This is a genomic window from Pseudoalteromonas sp. KJ63-1, from assembly GCF_055808145.1.
On the sequence record NZ_CM147855.1, the window covers coordinates 1,527,129 to 1,546,010 of the forward strand.

Annotated in this window: 10 protein-coding genes and 4 pseudogenes; 3 read left to right on the plus strand and 11 right to left on the minus strand. The window is 40.9% G+C overall.

Annotated features, from left to right (window positions below; translation table 11 throughout):
• The first annotated feature begins 16 nt into the window (after positions 1-16).
• Both AC0L7Q_RS07105 and AC0L7Q_RS07110 read left to right on the plus strand, forming a co-directional pair.
• Positions 17-1,912 carry a putative nucleotidyltransferase substrate binding domain-containing protein gene (locus tag AC0L7Q_RS07105; protein WP_413401964.1) on the plus strand — a complete coding sequence of 632 codons (1,896 nt, stop codon included), beginning with the start codon at positions 17-19 and terminating at the stop codon, positions 1,910-1,912.
• Positions 1,913-1,915: 3 nt separating this feature from the next.
• The gene (locus tag AC0L7Q_RS07110; protein ID WP_409425374.1) at positions 1,916-2,617 is read left to right on the plus strand and encodes a 3'-5' exonuclease; all 702 of its coding nucleotides are present in this window, start codon (positions 1,916-1,918) and stop codon (positions 2,615-2,617) included.
• Between the two features lie 77 nt (positions 2,618-2,694).
• Here AC0L7Q_RS07110 and AC0L7Q_RS07115 read toward each other — a convergent pair.
• From AC0L7Q_RS07115 to pxpB, 4 genes and pseudogenes are all read right to left on the minus strand, one after another.
• Positions 2,695-4,274: pseudogene (locus AC0L7Q_RS07115) on the minus strand (BCCT family transporter).
• Positions 4,275-5,052: 778 nt separating this feature from the next.
• Complete coding sequence (gene asnB, locus AC0L7Q_RS07120; RefSeq protein WP_198523137.1) at positions 5,053-6,720, minus strand: asparagine synthase B; 1,668 nt, start codon at positions 6,718-6,720, stop codon at positions 5,053-5,055.
• 313 nt (positions 6,721-7,033) lie between these two features.
• On the minus strand, positions 7,034-7,972 hold the full coding sequence (locus AC0L7Q_RS07125) for a 5-oxoprolinase subunit C family protein (RefSeq protein ID WP_409425376.1): 939 nt from the start codon (positions 7,970-7,972) through the stop codon (positions 7,034-7,036).
• Positions 7,965-8,623, minus strand: a pseudogene (gene pxpB / locus AC0L7Q_RS07130) (5-oxoprolinase subunit PxpB). Before pxpB ends, AC0L7Q_RS07125 begins: the two are co-directional and overlap by 8 nt.
• Before the next feature lie 490 nt (positions 8,624-9,113).
• On the opposite strand from pxpB, the pseudogene msrA reads away from it, so the two are divergent.
• A pseudogene (gene msrA, locus AC0L7Q_RS07135) lies at positions 9,114-10,420 on the plus strand (peptide-methionine (S)-S-oxide reductase MsrA).
• 647 nt (positions 10,421-11,067) lie between these two features.
• On the opposite strand, the gene AC0L7Q_RS07140 reads toward msrA, so the two are convergent.
• The 7 genes and pseudogenes from AC0L7Q_RS07140 to AC0L7Q_RS07170 all read right to left on the minus strand — a co-directional run bounded on the left by AC0L7Q_RS07140 (position 11,068) and on the right by AC0L7Q_RS07170 (position 18,873).
• A complete protein-coding gene (locus AC0L7Q_RS07140) occupies positions 11,068-11,946 on the minus strand; it encodes a LysR family transcriptional regulator (RefSeq protein WP_010389946.1) in 879 nt (292 codons plus the stop codon).
• 246 nt (positions 11,947-12,192) lie between these two features.
• Positions 12,193-12,849: a 3-oxoacid CoA-transferase subunit B gene (locus tag AC0L7Q_RS07145; protein WP_008114705.1), complete on the minus strand. Its 657-nt coding sequence runs from the start codon at positions 12,847-12,849 to the stop codon at positions 12,193-12,195.
• A 15-nt stretch (positions 12,850-12,864) separates the two neighbouring features.
• Entirely contained in the window at positions 12,865-13,563 is a 699-nt protein-coding gene (locus tag AC0L7Q_RS07150) for a CoA transferase subunit A (RefSeq protein WP_008114703.1), read from the minus strand.
• Between the two features lie 28 nt (positions 13,564-13,591).
• Positions 13,592-14,490 (minus strand): annotated as a pseudogene (locus AC0L7Q_RS07155) (hydroxymethylglutaryl-CoA lyase).
• Position 14,491: 1 nt separating this feature from the next.
• Positions 14,492-16,474 carry an acetyl/propionyl/methylcrotonyl-CoA carboxylase subunit alpha gene (locus tag AC0L7Q_RS07160; protein WP_413401973.1) on the minus strand — a complete coding sequence of 661 codons (1,983 nt, stop codon included), beginning with the start codon at positions 16,472-16,474 and terminating at the stop codon, positions 14,492-14,494.
• 8 nt (positions 16,475-16,482) lie between these two features.
• Positions 16,483-17,253, minus strand: coding sequence for an enoyl-CoA hydratase/isomerase family protein (locus AC0L7Q_RS07165; protein WP_413401975.1), 771 nt, complete (start codon positions 17,251-17,253; stop codon positions 16,483-16,485).
• Positions 17,254-17,265: 12 nt separating this feature from the next.
• Entirely contained in the window at positions 17,266-18,873 is a 1,608-nt protein-coding gene (locus tag AC0L7Q_RS07170) for a carboxyl transferase domain-containing protein (RefSeq protein ID WP_413401977.1), read from the minus strand.
• Positions 18,874-18,882 lie beyond the last annotated feature (9 nt).

Below are 18,882 nucleotides of genomic sequence, written 5' to 3' on the forward strand. Positions count from 1 at the left end.
GCCACAAGGATTCCCTATGCAGGCCGAGCAAGTTGAAATAGCCCAGTTTTTAGTTGAACACCCCCCATTTGATACGCTTCCTACAGAAGCATTGAATGAATTAGCAATGCAAATAGAGGTTGCTTACTTTCGTGCCGAAACTGATATCCTACATTTAGGGCAAGATATTAGTGACTTGTATATTATTCGTAGTGGCTCTGTTGAGATTTCACGTCGTAATGGCGAGCTCTATAACCGTTTAGCTACAGGCGGTATTTTTGGCCAAATGGGCTTATTAATGAACCGCAAAGTACGGTTTCCGGCTCGTGCGCTTGAAGATACCTTAACGTATTGTATTAACGTTAATACCTTTAACGAATACTGTGATAAATACGAAACCTTTGCCGACTTTTTCGAAGTGGATGGCAATGTACGCTTGCATCAAGCTATAGTAGAGCAAGCCGACAGCAATGACTTAACCACCGCCAAAGTTAAATCATTACTTCATCGCGATGTAGTCACGGTTACTACGCAAACCCCCATACAAGACGTTGCGTTTTTAATGACACAAGAATCGGTCTCTTCAGTACTTGTCACTGACATAGAAAAACAAATAAGCGACGATCCAGAAGAGGATGACGGTCAAGTTGTCGGGATCATCACAGATAGAGATATCCGAACTAAAGTCGTTGCCCAAGGGCTGACGTTTGATACGCCTGCGCAAGAGGTTATGACCTCAAGTTTAGTCTTGCTCGATAGTAATGCCTATGTATTTGAAGCCGTTTTAGCGATGCTCAGAGATAACTTGCATCACTTGCCTGTGGTTCATAAAAAACGCCCAATAGGGGTAATATCGCTATCTGATATTCTACGTTATGAGTCACAAAGTAGCTTATTGTTAGTACGGGGTATTTTAGCGCAGCAATCAGTGGAAGATTTAGTTCATTATGCCCGCCAACTCCCTAATGTGTTTGTGCGTATGGTAAACGAAGATGCCAATTCTCATATGATAGGAACGGCTATGGCAGTAATAGGGCGTACCTTTAAACAACGCTTATTAGCGCTAGCTGAAGAAAAGTTTGGCGAGCCGCCCATTCCTTATTGTTTTATTGCGCTGGGCTCAATGGCACGGGACGAGCAGTTGATTGTAACCGATCAAGATAACGCACTCATTTTAGATAATAGCTTCGATGAGGCATTGCACGATGAGTATTTTCAAAACCTATCAGATTTTGTGTGTGATGGTTTAGCCAAGTGTGGCTATACCTATTGTGACGGTGAAATTATGGCGTCATTTAAAAAATGGCGCATGACCCGTACACAATGGAAAGAAAAATTTGCTAGCTGGATGGCCGAGCCCAAGCCGCAAGCTCTGCTTAACAGCTCGATATTTTTTGACTTAGATGGCGTATGGGGAAAGCTAAAATGGGCCGATGAGCTTAAAACGCTGGTGGCAAAAGAAAGCAAAGTAAATAAACGCTTTTTAGCTAACCTTGCTGCCAATGCCCGTAACCGAACGCCACCATTGGGATTCTTTAACGGCTTTGTACTTGAGCACAATGGCCAACATAAGCGCTCAATGAACTTAAAGCGTCGTGGAACAGCGCCGTTATCTGATGTTGTTCGCGTTCATGCATTAGCGGTGGGTTCACGTAAACAAAATTCGTTTGAGCGCTTAGAAGATATCATCGAGGCTAACTTACTACCCAAAGGCAAAGCACAAGATTTGCGTGACGCATTTGAATATATTGCTACAGTGCGTATTCGGCATCAGGCGTGGCAAATAGAGCAAGGTGAAGCGCCTGATAACGATTTAGACCCGCATTTACTCTCACCATTTGAGCAAAGTAATTTAAAAGAAGCTTTTGCGATTTTAGAAAAAGCGCAAAGCTTTTTAAAATTTAGTTATTCCGCTCACTCAGGTGTGAAATAAATTATGGCTAATTCACCGATAGATTGGCCCCATCGTTACGAACAGCTCTTGCAAAGTACGCAAAACACATTGCTTAAAGACTTTTACCAGCAGGCATTTACCAATCAGACTGCTCCGCTTAAAGACGTACCTTTTGTGGCGCTAGACTTTGAAACAACCGGCCTTGATGCTGATAGCGATGATATTGTTAGTGTTGGTCTAGTTCCTTTTAATGTAAATCGTATTTACTGTAAAGAGAGCCGTCATTGGGTGGTACAACCACGACGAGATTTGAGTGAAGAATCGATTGTTATCCATGGTATTACTCACTCAGAAGTGGATGAAGCTCCCGACCTTAATCGAATTTTAGCCCCACTTCTTGATGCCCTTAAAGGGAAAGTGGTGGTGGTGCATTATGCCGCCATTGAGCGCCACTTTTTTTATAATGCGCTGCTCACACGTATAAAAGAAGGGATTGAATTTGCTCTAGTCGACACTATGGAAATTGAAAGGCGAGCGCTTAGAGCGCGTCAAGGGCTACTAGGTAGGCTATTTAATACAAAACTAGGCTCATTACGGTTAAGTGATACAAGGGAGCGTTATTCCTTGCCATTGTATCAAAACCATAATGCACTGACTGACGCTTTAGCCACCGCAGAATTACTGCAAGCTCAGCTGAGTTATCATTATCGGTTAGATACACCACTAAGTGAAATTTGGTTTTAGCGAAACGTTATAAAATATTATAGGAAAAATAGAGTAAAAAAAACGCCGCAATTAGCGGCGTTTTTTAATGTAGGGTGTTATTTAACTGGGCGAGGCTCAGTTCGTAAACCTAAAATTAAGCTTACACACATTAATAGTAAAACAATGGTAAACGGTAGACCGGTTGAAATAGCACCAGCTTGTAGTGCTTCAATCGCTTGAGTACCACCAATCCAAAGTAATGCAGCAGCAATTGCGCCCTCAACAGTAGCCCAAAAAATACGCTGTGGTACCGGTGCATCAATTTTGCCACCTGCTGTGATTGAATCAATTACAAGTGATCCTGAATCAGAAGAAGTAATAAAGAATACCAGTACTAATACAATAGCAATGAAAGAAAGCACACTCGCCATTGGCATTTCATCAAGCATTTGGAACATCGCCATAGGGACACTTGTTAGACCGTCAGTCCCAAGAGCACCAATACCATTAACTACTTGGTCAATTGCGATGCCACCATAGATAGACATCCACAGGATAGTAACCGCTGTTGGAATAAGTAATACCGCGGTTAAAAATTCACGGATTGTACGACCACGCGAAACACGCGCAATAAACATACCTACAAACGGTGACCATGAAATCCACCAAGCCCAGTAGAATACTGTCCAACCATGCATCCATGTTTCATCTTCACGGCCATGTGGGTTACTCAATGGAATAATGTTCTCTACATACCCCATTACCGTGTTAGGGATATTACCCATAGAGACCGCAAAACCAACTAAACATACAAATACTAGTAGTACTAAAGCAATGAGCATATTTACGTTACTAAGTAATTTAACGCCGCCATCAATGCCTCTAATAACAGAGACGACTGCTAGTAATGTAACACCTGTAATAACCAGAATTTGTGAACCTACGCCACCTTCAAAACCAAATACATGATTAATACCGGCAGAGGCTTGTTGTGCACCTAGCCCAAGTGACGTTGCTAAACCAAATAAGGTTGCTAATACAGCTAAAATATCAATTATGTGACCAGGCCACCCCCACGCTTTATCACCTAAAATTGGGTAAAAAATCGAACGAATAGAAAGTGGTAAGCCTTTATTGTAAGTAAAAAATGCTAACGAAAGCGCAACTACAGCATAAATTGCCCAAGGGTGAAGACCCCAATGGAACATAGTTGCACCCATTGCCATTTTCGCGGCTTCTGGTGTGTTAGCTGTTACATTGAGCGGTGTTTCATACCAACCAGTGTAGTATGCAACTGGTTCAGCAACCCCCAAAACATTAAGCCAATACCCATACCTGCAGCAAATAACATTGCCAGCCAAGAAATACGAGAGTGCGATGGTTTAGCATCGTCTCCGCCTAAGCGGATATTGCCATAAGGCGAAAAAATTAAAACTAGACAAAAAATAACAAAGAAGTTGGCGGCCCACATAAATAAGCCGTCAAAATTATTAATAATATCGGTTTTGATACCATTAAGTGTTGTTTTAGCTACTTCGGCATCTGACACTAATACGGCGATTAAAAAAAGTGCTATTAACCCTGCACTGATCCCGAATACAGGGTTATGTATATCAAATCCCCACTTTTGTACGTTGTCTTGACCTACGGTGTAGTCCGTATTATCAATACTGTACTTGTCATGATTCTCGCTCATGCAATACCTCATTGGTTAATGAAACAGGTTGGCTTAATGCCAGTTTTTTTTATAGTTCACTGTATTCGTCTTATTAGATTTATAACTAAAGCTAATAACACGAATAGTTAGAAGACTAACTAATTTAATTGCCCATCATACCTTTACTAATAGGGGAGTTAAATATTAAATGCAAAAGAATTAACACTTTGGCAAAACTTTAAGCTGCTTTTGTCTTTTTATTGTACACATCTGGCAACTGAACAAATGATAACTAATGTGTCAGCTAATTATTTTATAGTCGTATATAGCATTGAATGCAAAGCTAAGTGAATGAATATTCGGCCTAATCAGACAAGTAAATAACTAAAAAAACGCTAATGAATACGTAAAAAACTAAGTCAGCGTTTTAAAATCACTATTCATTTATTAAATGATTTATTAATGACATTTTAACTATGTTTTTATGATTTGGGATAATGAGTTAGATAGATATTGTTCATGAGGTTAATGAAAAAGCGAGATTGAAATAGTTTTTATAAAAAGCGACTAAATCTTACTGTTTAAACTAAATTGGTCAAAGGTTTATCTCACCTTTGAGATTTAATTTACAAAAATGGCAAAGAAACGCTGCGCTTGTAGAGAAGTGACAAACAACAGTGATTAAACATAAATGATTAAATTGAATGGCTTAGCTTTTTCATTCACTTCTCTTAGTGCCATAAAATTTCAAGAAATTATTCACTAAGACAGCGAAGAAAAGCTGCAGTTTTTAAGCTGCAGCGTAGATAGGGGGTAACTATTTTTTATATGCTTCATTGTGAACGCCTGCGGCGCGTCCAGATGGATCTGCATTGTTTTGAAATGATGCATCCCACGCCAGTGCTTCGGGGGTTGAACATGCTACTGATTTACCATGTGGTACACAGTTAGCAGAGGCATCGCCCGGGAAGTGCGATTCAAAAATACGGCGGTAAAAATACGCTTCTTTTGAATCTGGCGTGTTAATTGGGTATTTAAATTTAGCATTCGCTAGTTCTTGATCCGTTACTTGCTCATTCACATACTCTTTTAAAGTATCAATCCAGCTGTAGCCAACACCATCAGAGAATTGTTCTTTTTGACGCCATAACACGTCATCTGGAAGGTAGCCGTCGAAACCAGCACGTAAAATATGTTTTTCAATTTTTTCGTCTTTACACATTTTAGCTTCTGGGTTGATGCGCATGGCCACATCAACAAATTCTTTATCTAAAAATGGCACGCGTGCTTCAACACCCCAAGCAGCCATTGATTTATTAGCACGTAAACAATCAAACATATGCAGTTTTGATACTTTACGGTTTAGCTCTTCATGAAACTCTTGTGCATTGGGTGCTTTATGAAAATATAAATAACCACCAAATAATTCATCGGCACCTTCACCTGAAAGTACCATTTTAATGCCCATAGCTTTAATTTGGCGTGCCATTAAGTACATAGGGGTTGATGCACGAATAGTGGTTACATCGTAGGTTTCAATGTGATAAATCACTTCTTTAAGAGCATCAATACCTTGTTGAATAGTAAAAATAATAGGGTGGTGAATAGTGCCTATCATATCAGCCACTTTTTGCGCTGCAGCTAAATCGGGTGAGCCTTCTAAACCCACTGAAAACGAATGCAGTTTAGGCCACCATGCATCACTTTCATCGTTGTCTTCAATACGTTTTGCGGCAAAATGTTGAGTAATAGCTGAAATAACCGACGAATCTAATCCACCTGATAATAATACACCGTAGGGTACGTCACACATTAGTTGGCGTTTTACCGCGGCTTCTAGAGCATCTTTTACATCTTCTGCCTTGGCATCGTTGTTTTTAACTGCATCGTAGCTTTGCCAATCACGTTGGTAGTACGGTGTTAATTTACCGTCTTTGCTGTAAAGGAAATGCCCAGGTGGGAACTCTTCTATATGTTTACAAATAGGTGAAAGCGCTTTTAGCTCTGATGCTACATAAAAGTTGCCATGCTCGTCGTGGCCTGTATACAGCGGAATAATACCAATGTGGTCGCGACCAATTAGATAAGCATCTTGCTCTTCATCATATAAACAAAAGGCAAAAATACCATTTAAGTCATCTAAAAATGCAGGCCCTTTTTGTTTATACAGGGCTAAAATAACTTCACAATCTGACTGCGTTTGAAAATCAAACTCGACTTCTAAATTAGCGGCAAGCTCTTTGTGGTTATAAATTTCGCCATTTACCGCTAAAATATGCGTTTTTTCTGGGTTGTATAATGGTTGCGCACCGCTTGATACGCCTACTATTGCTAAGCGTTCGTGTACTAAAATTGCTTTGTCTGATGAATACACCCCTGACCAATCAGGCCCGCGGTGGCGAAGCAGTTTGGACATTTCGATTGCCTGAGCGCGTAACTGGCTGGGATCCGATTTAATATCGAGTACGCCGAATATTGAACACATAATTTTTCCTCATTCCTATTAAGTGCCTACGATAGCGAGTTTGCTAAAGACTAACCTTGTTTTATCAGAAATAAATACCTAAGTCACATGGCTTTTTTAAAATAATAAGAATAATTTATGCACCAAATAAATTAGCGCTGCACCAATGTGGTGATATTGGCAAGGAGATTAAAATGCAATGTGCAATTTTTAATTACGTTAAAGTTAAATTAAATTGCAAAAATTAGTTTGCCTTGCACTAAGAAAGTGCAAAGCGAAAAATAAATAAATAGCGGTTGAGTTACTCAGTGAGTGAGCGTGAGTGCACTATTAATTAATCCCAGTAGCGGCTTAAACTCAGCTTAAGTTGTGCTAGGTGAGCATCGAGCTTATTTTTTGCAGCATTTGCTTGCTCAAGTGATACAAATTCAAAGGTGATTGAATCGGCAGTTCTAAATTGTGCAAACTGATGTAAGTCGGCTTCTATCACATGCGCTATTAAAGGATAACCCCCAGTTGTTTGCCCGTCATTTAATAACACTATAGGATTGCCATCAGGTGGAAGCTGTATGCTCCCAGGTGCTACGGCTACAGAGGGCAATGAAAGTGTATGTTGCATAATATCAGCATTTTTATGATCTAAGCGCACCCCCATACGATTACTATTTGGATTAATAGTAAATGCGGTATCACAAAAAGCATTAATGCACTCGGGTGTTAGTAGCTCATAATGAGGACCAACATGTAAACGGATAATATTACGTTTAGGTGGGGTAAGGGCGCCCTTATTACATAACCAAGGTTTAGTATAAGGACTTATGGCTAGCACGTCGCCGCTTTGCAGTGCACGGCCATTAAAGCCTCCAATGGCTGCCCCTAAATCGGTAGATTTAGAACCCATAACCTCTGGGCATTCAATACCGCCTTTTACTGCAATATAAGCACGGGAGCCACCACGGCCAGTTGCAAATTTAAGTGTTTGCATTGCTTTTATTGGGTTACTCCAGCCTGGATAAAGTGGGTGTCCATCAAGGGTTGCTTTGAGGTCGGCTCCATGAAGGGCGATAACGGTATCACACTGAAATTGCAGTTCGCATAAACCCACGGTTAATTCCAGCACGGCAGCGTTGTCGGTGTTATTTAATAAACGGTTCGCAATAATGTGTGCATAGGTATCAAGGCTGCCTGAGCGGCTTACCCCTAAATGTCGAAAACCCACACGGCCTAAATCTTGAATTGTTAGTTGAATACCGCTCTTGATTACTTTAATCATTGCTTACTCCTTTTACAGGCACAAACTCTATGGTATCGCCAGGTTTAAATAAGCAAGGATTAGCCGCTTTAGAATCAAATAAGCAGGCATCAGTGTGAGCTATAATATGCCAACCACCTGGCGAATCTTCAGGGTAAATACCTGTTTGGTCTGCTCCAATGGCAATTGCGCCTTTAGGTACACTCACTCGCGGATTATCGCGCCTTGGGGTAAATAACCGTGAGTTGAGCCCATGTAAATAAGGAAAACCGGGAACAAAGCCTAAAAATAGAACGTGATATAACTCTTTACTATGTAAGTTAATCACTTCATCAATTGTGAGTTGATGATAGTTAGCTACGTAATCTAAATCTTCACCTTGGTAGTAGGTATTAATTTGGTGGTGCTGGCTATCAAACGGGTAATCATCCACTTCATCCCATAACTTAGCTAAGCTGTTGTACCATTTATGGAGCATTTCTGAAGACTTTAAATACAAAGTTAACGAGTTCATAGCCGGTACTAAATCAAAAAACTCATTACTATTTTTACAGTGCTGGGCTAACGCCCAAAGCTTTTTTGCGTCGCAAGTATGTGTGGTTCGCTGTAGTGAGAAACATCAAAAAGCAGGCTAGAGTTCGTTAAAATTTTTATACTAGGAATCATGCTCATACCGATAACTCATTAATATTAATTACATTTAAGCTATCACAGTCGCTGTACTATTACGATATTAATAGACAAGCTCGGATCGAATAAACTCCCTCATTCGTAAAGTTTTGTTGTGTGTGAAATTTATTGTTGAGTTTACAGGTCTGCTTTAGGGTCTGTTGACCTTTGCGGATTAAAATTGTTCAAACTAGGAGCGGTTTAATCGCGGCGCGAGTTTTGTAACCTAGTGGGCTAAGTAAAAACCGAGCAAAGCTTCCGCGTCCTGCTCACGCCCCTTACCTACATCCATGTAGGCAACAAAGGGTAAATCGCTCCTAGGCAGAACCCATCGGGCAGCGCCTGTTTGGCATTGATGCTGCGTTATCGCCTATTTATGGGTAATAACCACACCACATAGGCTCTGCCTTGCCTAAACACCAAACAGACTGCTGCAAATTTAACCTTGGAAGGTCAACAGACCCTAGAGTAACTAAAACTAAGAGGTAATCGTATGTTTAAGGGGTTAATATTATCTACATTTGCTATGTTGGGATTACTAAGTACGATGAGCGCTATCTCGTCAGATGAGGTAACTAAATCCAGTGATTTAAATGCCACCATGCATGTAGAAAAGCTAGTGCTTGGCTCGGGTTGTTTTTGGGGGGCAGAAAAACGCTATGAAGCACTTAATGGGGTACTCGATGCAGAGTCGGGTTATGCCGATGGGCATGGGTTTAAACCAACCTACAGAAATATAACTAAGCTATCGCGTCGCTTTGATGAAGATAACTACGCTGAAGTGGTGCAGGTTACATTTAATAGCAATATTATTTCGGCAAAAGAGCTGCTGCAAAATTATTACGAAAGCCACGATCCGACTCAAAAGAACCGCCAAGGTAATGATGTAGGCACTCAATATCGCTCTATTATTTTAACTACAAGTGACGAGCAAGCAAACACCGCGCTTGCGGTAACACAGCAGTATCAGCAGTTACTCACCAAAGCAGGTTATGGAACAATTGCTACACAAATTAAGCCACTTGAGCGCTTTTATTCTGCTGAAGAGTATCATCAAAATTATCTTGAAAAAATCCAAACGGCTATTGCCCAAACCATTCAACCGGTGTTGTTTTTAGTCAAGACGAAAAGCAGCAGGTTGATAACACTGCATTGTTGACTGGCAAACAAATTGTTATTTTAGACTCTCGTGATTACTGCCCTTACTGTGAAAAGTTTAAAGCGGCGGTAGCCAATGACTACAAAGGCACAATACCAATGACATTTCGCCATGCTGATCAGCTTAGCGGCTTAACTATCAAAAGTGCAACTTGGGCTACACCCACCATACTATTTTTAGAAGATGGAGTAGAAGTGTATTCTCGCCAAGGTTATATGGATGCCGAGCTGTTTTATAAAGCGCTAGGTGCATTTAAACTCGGTGACAGTGAAGCTTATAAAGTAGCGTTTAACGCTAAAACCGACAGCCCATATTGCAAAGAATACGCTATTTTTAAAAACACCCCCGATGGCATTTTTATCGATAAACTCAGTGGTGAACCCTTGTTTGATACCCGCGACAGATTTAATTCGGGTACTGGCTGGTTGTCGTTTACACACCCTGTAAAAGACAGCGTAACGCAGCATGAAGATAACAGTTGGGGAATGCAACGTATTGAGCTTAAATCTAAAAGTACCGGGATTCATTTAGGGCATTTATTCCCGGGTGAAGGGCGAAATGGTCAAGATAGATATTGTATTAATGCCACTGTATTAGAATTTGTTGCTCGTGAGGAAATAAACAGATCAGATGATGTTTAAGCTAATTAGCAAATAGGCAAATTTTAAGCAAAAAAAGCAGCGATACTTAAAAAAGGTCGCTGCATTTCAATTGACAACATCTTCACACACAATAAAGATTCGGGGGTTGTATTAGTAATAACTAATGCTGGATTATTGTTGCTGATGTGAATGTAAATAAAAACAACTCAAGCTCAGTCACCACCGAACTTGAGTTGCTTTTTACACTGACAACATCTTCACACACAATAAAGATTCTTATATTTATTGGCGGGTGTAAGCGTAAAATAAAAACAACCCAAGCTAAGTCACCACCGAACTTGAGCTGTTTTTTACACTGACAACATCTTCACACACAATAAAGATTCTTTTTTACTAGCTTGTTGTTACAAACTAATTAAATTTGGTTTCAGTAACGCGTTTTATTATTTTTGGTCGTTGCTGATTTGTTGAGTTAACTTTAGAGCTTTTACTCAATTTCGACAAGCGATAAAAACAAAACTAATAAGTGAAAAAAACTAATCTATAAATTCAGTCAATAAGGAGTTATTCAAGTGGTTGATAATGCTGGTTATATTTTATTTTTTTAGATTTTCGTGAGACACAAAAAAATATTTAAAAAAGGTCGTAAATAACAAAACGCCCATAAAAGGGCGTTTAATTAATAGTCACTTTGTTTGTCTGAAGGTGTTAATTACCCACTTGGCAAACAAGTCGAGCGGGTGGTTTGCTGTACTAGAGCCGTGTTGTACCAAGTAGTATTTATCTTTGGTGGTAAGGGGTTGTTCAAACAGTTTATAGAGCCATTGCTCATCCAGCCAGCTTTGGCTAATTGGTAGAGGAATAAGTGCAATCCCCATTCCTTGCTGCGCCGCCCTTGCTACACCAAACATACTATCTATTTGAATAATTTGTGTTGGTGAAAAGTCATCAATCCCAACTTTTTCTGCCCACTGATGCCAAGCCCAAGGCCTTGCTTTATGCACAATAAGGGGTACTTGGTTAAGTGCCTGACAATGATCGTTTTGCCATTGTTCAAGCAGCTTTTTATTACACGCTGGAATATATTCTAAATTAAATAACTCGGTAGCCAGTCCATCAAGTGGTTTACTTGAAGATAAAATTATAGATAAATCACTTTGGCGGGTTAATTCCTTTCGAGTTTTAAGGGTATCCATGTGTAAATTAATGTTAGGGTGCTCGCTGGTCCATTCACTGAGCTTAGGCATTAACAATTCACTGGCAAAAAATTCGGGCAGGGTAATGGTTAAGTTTACATTTTGTTGTAACTGACTAAATTCATTAATGGTACTCTCTAGCATATTTATAATTGGATAAATTGCTTCAAAAAAGTTTTTACCTGCAGGCGTTAAACTAATAGATCGAGTTTGTCTTTGAAATAAATCAATGCCTAGCTGCTCTTCTAGCTGTTTAATTTGGTGGCTTACAGCCGAGGGCGTTAAGTAAAGCTCTTTAGCAGCGTGTTTAAAACTTAAGCTTTTTGCGGCAAAACAAAAAGAGCGAAGGCCGCGAATAGGTGTTTGCATGGTATCCAGTATAAAGTTATTTCAATCGCCTAGTAATAGGCAATAATTAAACCAAAAATAAAAACTAACTATATCAGCAATTTATTTATTTTATTAGGTCGAATTCACCTAAGTGGTGCGTTAAATTGTCACTATAGTGCAAAAACTAAAATATAGACAAAAAAATCCCTCTTACGAGGGATTTTGGGTAACTCAGCGCCATTGGCACTGGGAATGAGGTCGGTACAGAGTGAAATTATGAGTGGTTTAAAACACCATCTCAGGAATATCACCATTAACAAGCAATTTACCTGCCGTTTTGCTAATAATTTCATCAACTGATACGCCTGGTGCGCGTTCTAGTAAATGAAATGCGCCGTCTTTTACTTCTAGAACGGCTAAATCAGTAACTATTTTTTTAACACAGTTAACGCCCGTTAGCGGTAACGTACAGCTTTCTAATAACTTAGAATCGCCGTGTTTACTGGCATGGGTCATGGTAACAATAATGTTTTTTGCACCTGCGACTAAATCCATCGCTCCGCCCATGCCTTTAATTAATTTTTTAGGGATCATCCATGAGGCTATAGAACCGTTTTGGTCTACCTCAAACGCACCCAGAACGGTTAAGTCTACATGACCACCCCGTATCATGGCAAAACTATCTGCACTATTAAATATAGCTGCACCGGTAGCTGCCGTCACGGTTTCTTTACCCGCGTTGATCATATCCGCATCAACAGTGGCTTTAGTAGGGTATTCGCCCATGCCTAAAAGACCATTTTCGGACTGTAGCATAACTTCTATGCCATCGGGTACATAGTTTGCGACGAGTGTCGGAATACCAATGCCCAAATTAACATAAAACCCATCTTGTAACTCTTGAGCTACGCGCATTGCGACTTGTTCACGTGATAATGCCATTGTTAGTGCTCCTGCTTAATCTCGTGTGGTAACACGTTCAATGCGTTTTTCAAAGTTACCTTTTATAACGCGGTTAACAAAAATTCCTGGCGTATGTATTTGGCTTGGCTCAAGTTCGCCTGGCTCAACAATTTCCTCTACTTCTGCAACGGTAATTTTACCCGCAGTAGCCGCCATTGGATTGAAGTTCATGGCTGTATGACGAAATACTAAGTTGCCGTAGCGATCCGCTTTCCATGCTTTTACAATAGCGAATTCACCGGTAATTGACTCTTCTAAAATATAAGGGCGACCATTAAATTCTTTTACTTCTTTACCCTCAGCAACCGGTGTGCCGTAACCTGTGGCTGTATAAAAAGCAGGTATTCCTGCACCACCAGCACGCATTTTTTCAGCAAGAGTACCTTGTGGCGTAAGTTCTACATCAATCTCGCCACTTAGTAGTTGCTGTTCAAACAAGGCATTTTCGCCAACGTATGAGGCGACCACCTTTTTAATTTGCTTGTCGTGCAGTAACAGCCCTAAACCAAAGTCATCAACACCACAGTTATTGGAAACAACGGTTAATTCTTTAGTTTGCATTTTTTTAATTTGGGCAATTAGCCCCTCAGGGATACCACATAAGCCAAAACCACCGGCTATTATTGTATCGCCGTCTTTTAAACCTTCCATTGCAGCTTCATAACTAGAAACTACTTTATCAAAACCGGCCATGAGTCACTCCTCATTCTGTGCTATATAATTATTGTGCGTGTAATGCTGCAGAAACCTTGCTAGCAGGTTGTTTGTTCAGTGCACTCGTAATTTGCCAACCTGCCTCAGCAAGTCTTTGTAAATCAATTCCATGCTCAATGCCAAGCCCTTGCAGTAAGTATACAACATCTTCGGTGGCAACATTTCCTGACGCGCCTTTGGCATATGGGCAGCCACCAAGGCCGGCAACAGCACTGTCAACCGTTGCTATACCAAGGTTTAGAGCAGCGTAAATATTTGTGAGCGCTTGCCCGTATGTGTCATGAAAATGTACAGCAAGTTTAGATTTATCAATATGTTTAAGTAGCAATGTAAGTAGCTCTATTACTTTAGCGGGTGTGCCAACACCTATGGTGTCACCTAGACTAATTTCATAACAGCCCATTTTTAAGAGTTTAGCAGCAACAGCCAGTACAGTATGAGGGTCAACATCTCCCTCATACGGGCAACCTAACACACAACTTACATAACCGCGTACGCGAATGTTATGCGCCTTTGCAAAAGCCATAACTTCACTAAAACGCGCCAAACTTTGCTCAATAGAGCAGTTAATATTTTTTGGCAAAATGCTTCGCTCGCTGCGGTAAATATTGCAAATTCTTTAATACCTACAGCATGAGCTGCCTCTGCCCCTTTTAAATTAGGGGTAAGGGCACTGAGATTAACCTCAGGTAAATTAAGTGCGCTTATTACTTCACTAGAGTCTGCCATTTGTGGCACCCATTTAGGTGAGACAAACGCACCAGCTTCTATGTCTTTTATGCCTGCAGCGGCGAGTGCGTTAATAAGCGTTATTTTATCAGCAGTTTCTACAGCGGCTTCATTTTGAAGTCCATCTCTGGCGCCCACTTCAACAATGCGCACTGCTTTAGGTAATAATGAACTCATATTAAGCGGGTTCCTCTGCTGTTGTGTCTTCAACTATGGCCAGTAAAGCGCCATGGCTTACCAGTTCACCCTCAGCAAAACAGTAACTTTTTAATACGCCATCATGTGGGGCATTAAGCGTGTATTCCATTTTCATTGCTTCAATTATAACCACTGCATCGCCTTTAGTAATGGTACTTCCCACCTCTAACAAGTGTTTAACTACAGTACCATTAAGTGGCGCAGCAAGAGGTAATGCCTCATTTTCATGTGAGCTGATGAAATGTTTATCAACACATTCAAACTTAGTTTGCAGTGCTTGGTTCATTACAGTAATGGCATTATCAACGTGGCTAACATGCGCAGTGTGTTTAGCGCCATTAATCGATACGTTGCAGTAGCCATTAGTTAACTCACCTTGCACTTCAAAGGTGTTGTCATTAATGGTCATACTATAGCCCTGCGCGGTTTTTATTGCGTTTAAGGGGGTATCGCTAAATGGAATGTTAACTTGTTGCGGCGCATTTAAACTAAACCCATGTAATTGTTGCCATGGATTTGCACTACTTGTATTACTACCAAGTGATGCTAAATACGCAAAACCTGCAATTAAGCGGCTAGTTTGTAATAAAGATGGGTCAATAGTAACTAACGCTTCACCTTGCTCTGCAATAAAGTGGGTGCTTGGAGCACCTTGTTTAAAGCGTGGATGAATCGCTAAATTATATAAAAAGCTGATATTAGTGCTAAATCCGGCTAAATGAAATTGTGTTAATGCTTGTTGTAAACGCGAAAGTGCTTGGTCGCGGTTATCATCATGAACAATAAGTTTGGCAATCATTGGATCGTAATACGGGCTTATTTCATCACCTTGGGCAATACCAGTATCAATACGAACATATTCACTGTTCGCGGGCGTATATAGTGCCTCAATAGTGCCAGAGCACGGAATAAAGTCATTACTTGGATCTTCAGCGTAAATACGTGCTTCAAAGCTGTGGCCTTGTAGCTGAATATCTGCTTGCGCTAAAGGTAACGCTAAACCACTGGCTACATTAATTTGCCAATTAACTAAATCAACGCCGGTGACCATTTCACTCACTGGGTGCTCTACTTGCAAGCGAGTATTCATTTCCATGAAAAAGAACTCATCACCACAGAGTAAAAATTCCACAGTGCCAGCGCCTCGGTAGTCAATTGCTAGGGCACATCTTACCGCGGCTTCGCCCATTTCTTTTCGCAATGAGTCTGATAAACCGGGGGCAGGCGCTTCTTCAATCACTTTTTGATGCCGACGCTGCAATGAACAATCACGATCACCTAAATACACACAGTTGCCATAGTTATCAGCAAATACTTGCACTTCAACATGGCGTGGTTGGTCAACATAACGCTCAAGCAAAACCAGATCATTACCAAAACCGGCAATAGCTTCACGTTTAGCACCTTCTAATGCGCTTATAAACTCACTGGATTTTGAAACTATACGCATGCCCTTACCACCGCCACCAAAGGCCGCTTTGATAAGCACAGGGTAGCCAATTTTTTCAGCCTCAGCTTGTAAAAAGCTAGGGTCTTGTTTATCGCCATAATAACCTGGCACCAAAGGAACATTAGCGGCTGCCATAATTTCTTTTGCACGGGTTTTAGAGCCCATAGCTTCTATGCTGCTTGCTGGTGGCCCAATAAAGGCAATGTTATTGGCTTCACAAACGTTAGCAAATTCGCTGTTTTCAGATAAAAATCCATAGCCCGGGTGAATACAATCAGCGCCACTTATTTTGGCAACGTTTAGTATTTTATCTGCAACTAGGTATGAGTCTTTACTCGGCGCTGCACCAATGTGGTAGGCTTCATCAGCCATTTTTACATGTTGAGCGTTTTTATCTGCATCTGAATAAACTGCAACTGTGGTCAAGCCCATTTGCTTAGCTGTTCGCATAATACGACAAGCAATCTCTCCACGGTTAGCAATTAGAATTTTTTGTAAGTGTACTGTGTTCATAATGCGTCCTAGAGTTGCCATTGGGGAGGGCGTTTTTCAAAAAAGGCAGTTAGACCTTCTTGACCTTCTTCTGATACACGAATTTTGGCTATACGTTCTGCAGTGAGCGTAATTATTTCGTTATCAATTTCTTTGTTTGCCACATCATTAATAAGCGCTTTAGCTGCTTTAACCGCTACCGGGCCATTATCTATCAGCGTTTGTAGTAGGTTATCCAGTGCACAGTCTAAATTTCCAGTAATTTGGTGAATTAGCCCCAACTGCTTGGCCGTATGCGCATCAAATACTTCAGCCGTTAAAAAATAACGACGAGCAGCGCGCTCACCAATAGCTTTTATTACATAAGGGCTTATAACAGCAGGAATTAAGCCTAATTTAACTTCACTTAAACAAAATTGAGCGTCATCTTTGCTGAGCGCAATATCACAGCAAGCAATTAATCCCAAAGCACCACCAAATGCAGCACCTTGTACCGCACAAATAGTAGGGTGCGGGCTTTGTGCTAATACTTGCATTAGCTTTGCCAGCTGCATTGAATCGGCCAAATTATCGTTATAGTTGTTATCTGCCATCGATTTCATCCAGGCTAAATCGGCACCGGCTGAAAAGTGTTTACCCTCAGTTTTTAATACTAGGGCACGAATATCGAGGGTATTAGCATGTTCAATACATTGAATGAGCTCATGGATAACGTCGCTATTAAAGGCATTGCGTTTTTCTGGGCGACTTAAAACAAGTACAGCCACATTAGATTTTGTTATTTGTAGTGTTACTGACATTTTAAGCTCCGATTACATTCTAAATACGCCAAATTTCGATTCACGCTCAGGGGCATTTTTAGCTGCGCTAAGTGCAAGCCCAAGAACATTGCGTGTATCAGCAGGGTCAATAATGCCATCATCCCATAAACGGGCACTGGCATAATAAGGGTGACCTTGCTGTTCGTATTGATCGATGATTGGCTTTTTAAAATCGTTAATTTGTTGCTCGCTCATGCTTTCGCCTTTGCGGGCCAAACCATCTTGTTTTACTTGCGCCATTACACCAGCGGCTTGTTCACCACCCATAACTGAAATACGGGCATTCGGCCACATCCACATCATGGTCGGTTCAAACGCGCGACCACACATACCATAGTTACCTGCACCGTATGAGCCACCGATTAGAATAGTAAATTTGGGTACATCGGCACACGATACCGCCATCACCATTTTAGCGCCGTGCTTAGCAATGCCTTCAGACTCGTATTTTTTACCAACCATAAAACCAGTAATGTTTTGTAAAAATACCAGCGGAATGTTGCGCTGAGCACACAGTTGAATAAAGTGCGCGCCTTTTTGCGCAGACTCACTAAATAAAATACCGTTGTTAGCCACTATGCCTACGGGGTGACCATAAATGCTGGCAAAGCCTGTTACCAGTGTTTCACCAAAGTAGCGTTTAAATTCATCAAACGATGAATCATCAACAGTACGCGCAATGACCTCACGCACATCAAATGGCTTTTTAAGATCAGTACCGACAATGCCGTAAAGCTCGTTAATATCATAACGAGGGGCTTTTACTTCTTCGAGTAATGGTGAGGTAGGGCGCGAATAGTTAATACGTTCAATACATTGGCGAGCAATCGATAACGCATGAGCATCATTTTCAGCGTAATGATCGGCAACACCTGATGTTTTACAGTGTACATCGGCGCCACCAAGTTCTTCTGCAGTAACTACTTCACCGGTTGCGGCTTTTACCAGCGGCGGACCTGCTAAAAAGATAGTGCCTTGCTCTTTTACAATAATACTTTCATCGGCCATAGCAGGAACATACGCACCACCTGCAGTACATAACCCCATAACCACGGCAATTTGTGGAATGCCTTTACCCGACATACGCGCTTGGTTGTAAAAAATACGACCAAAATGCAGTTTGTCAGGGAATACGTCGTCTTGCTCAGGTAAGTTTGCGCCACCTGAGTCAACTAAATAAATACACGGTAAATGACAACGTTCGGCGATGTCTTGTGCGCGTAAATGCTTTTTAACAGTCAGCGGGAAATAGGTACCACCTTTTACTGTCGCATCATTAGCAATCACCATACATTCAACGCCTTTAACGCGACCAATACCCGCAACAACCCCTGCACAAGGAATATCTTGTTCATAAACGCCAAAGGCAGCAAATTGCGATATTTCTAAAAATGGCGAGCCTTCATCTAGCAAAGTGGTAATACGGTCACGGACAAACAATTTACCGCGGCCTTCATGGCGCTCTTTTAGCGCAGCTCCACCGCCTAAACGTATTGTTGCTGCTTTGTTGCGTAAATCATCTACTAGCGCCGACATATTGTTGTGATTTTGCACAAAATTTGGATCATGCGGATTAACGCTCGATTTTAAAATCGTCATAACTAATCC

Bases quoted from the DNA above. Each gene is read 5' to 3' on its own strand.
- AC0L7Q_RS07125 (WP_409425376.1), bottom strand. From the start codon at position 7,972: ATGATTAAAGTAATCAAGAGCGGTATTCAACTAACAATTCAAGATTTA.
- AC0L7Q_RS07170 (WP_413401977.1), bottom strand. From the start codon at position 18,873: ATGACGATTTTAAAATCGAGCGTTAATCCGCATGATCCAAATTTTGTG.
- AC0L7Q_RS07160 (WP_413401973.1), bottom strand. From the start codon at position 16,474: ATGAACACAGTACACTTACAAAAAATTCTAATTGCTAACCGTGGAGAG.
- AC0L7Q_RS07140 (WP_010389946.1), bottom strand. From the start codon at position 11,946: ATGCAAACACCTATTCGCGGCCTTCGCTCTTTTTGTTTTGCCGCAAAA.
- AC0L7Q_RS07165 (WP_413401975.1), bottom strand. From the start codon at position 17,253: ATGTCAGTAACACTACAAATAACAAAATCTAATGTGGCTGTACTTGTT.
- AC0L7Q_RS07110 (WP_409425374.1), top strand. From the start codon at position 1,916: ATGGCTAATTCACCGATAGATTGGCCCCATCGTTACGAACAGCTCTTG.
- AC0L7Q_RS07145 (WP_008114705.1), bottom strand. From the start codon at position 12,849: ATGGCATTATCACGTGAACAAGTCGCAATGCGCGTAGCTCAAGAGTTA.
- asnB (WP_198523137.1), bottom strand. From the start codon at position 6,720: ATGTGTTCAATATTCGGCGTACTCGATATTAAATCGGATCCCAGCCAG.
- AC0L7Q_RS07150 (WP_008114703.1), bottom strand. From the start codon at position 13,563: ATGGCCGGTTTTGATAAAGTAGTTTCTAGTTATGAAGCTGCAATGGAA.
- AC0L7Q_RS07105 (WP_413401964.1), top strand. From the start codon at position 17: ATGCAGGCCGAGCAAGTTGAAATAGCCCAGTTTTTAGTTGAACACCCC.